The organism is Gilliamella sp. X-60 (assembly GCF_057063585.1).
This window is the reverse complement of record NZ_JBXSQJ010000049.1, coordinates 1-1,502: the sequence shown is the minus strand read 5'-3', so window position 1 is coordinate 1,502 and position 1,502 is coordinate 1. Positions and strand designations below refer to the sequence as shown.

Here is a 1,502-nt window from a genome sequence, read left to right as displayed (position 1 = left end):
CCTTGTAATTCGGCTACCACCGCACCCAGTATAGCATGCGATACTAATCTTGCCGTTTCATTATCACTCACCCAAGTGCCGTCTTTATCCATATGCCCTGTGTGCAGTTTTATCTGCTCGGCTATCCATGGCGCACTTGCACCCGCTAAGCCACCCGTAATATCACCGGTAATAATGCCTGTGATAATTGATGTCGCTGTGTCAATCCCTTTGCTGACATCTCCTCCCATGGTGCCTAGGTTGTTTTTTGCATTTTTAATCACTATATCACTGACAGCATCATAATAATTTTGTTGATAAATTTCATCATAGGTTTTAGCTGTGTAATTCGGGTCTTGTTCGGCTTTAAGCTTTTCTTCTTTTAGCTGTTCTTTAGTCTTATTTTCTAGCGCTTTTTTGGCTACTTCGTCGTTGTCTAATTTGTTTTGCGCTTGAATGCGGTCATATTTGTTTACCACTCCTTTTGCCTGTTGAGCGATATCTTTAACTAGCTCTACCGATTCTAATTTATCCAACTCTTTTTGTTTGTTAAATATCGGTTTGAGTGAGTTATTTGCATGCTCGGTATCTCGGCTTAGTTCGTTGATATCTTGTTTTTGTTTGTCTTTATTACGAATGATGAGTTGCCCATTTTCTACCGCTGAATGCGTTATGCTGGACTCTTTTTCGCTGTTTTGATACGCCGTCGGGGCACCCGCTCCGCCTGTGCCGCCACTGACCGAGACGTGGCTAACTTTAAAATCCGCTTTGTTTTTGATATCACTAAAGCTGATTGTGCCGGTGTCAAGTTTATTTTTGCTGGTATCTTTCGCTTCTGAGGCTATCACCGCCCCTTTTAAGTCAGTGTTGTTACCCACCGTGATATCATAACCGCCACTGCCGGCAAAAATGCCCGATTGGTCGGTGACACTTGCCCATTTGCTGTCGATATTCGTGCTAGATAACGAGCCGTTGGCACTAAAACCACCAAAGCCTCCGCTTCCACTCACCGATGCGCTGATTTTTTCGTAATCGTAATCGTCCGTGTCTTGCAACGATTGGATGTTTAAGTTATTACCCACGTCCATCTTGACGCTATCACCCTTAACTTGACCACCAATGATATTAACATCATTACCTGTCTTGATTGTCAGTTTGTTGTTAGCGTCAATAACACTTTCTGTCCAAGCACTGCCGTTGGCATTTTCTCGCTCTCGACTAAAGTTAGCATTGCCTTTAAAACGTAAGCCACTTTCATCTCCACCAAATTGCAGCTGTATGCCAACCCCGCCTCCATAGCTCTTTTCGTCACTGTCGCTGTGCTGGGTATTGACCGCGCCTATCACATTTAAATCCCGATTAGCCGTTAGATTGATATCATTACCCGCTTTTACTTCACTCCCTTTTAGCGTTATATCGCCTCCTTGTTTATTCGCATTCCCTGTCGCTATAATATCTATATTTCGTCCCGCCGAAACTCCACTACTTATTACCGAATGCTGCTCTTGGTTCACTTCTCGCTC

General features: G+C 43.7%; 1 protein-coding gene. It reads right to left on the bottom strand.

Going from position 1 to position 1,502, the window contains the following annotated elements:
* The coding region (locus ACYIAM_RS12975) for a hemagglutinin repeat-containing protein (protein ID WP_483748553.1) at positions 1–1,502 on the bottom strand (1,502 nt) is incomplete at both ends.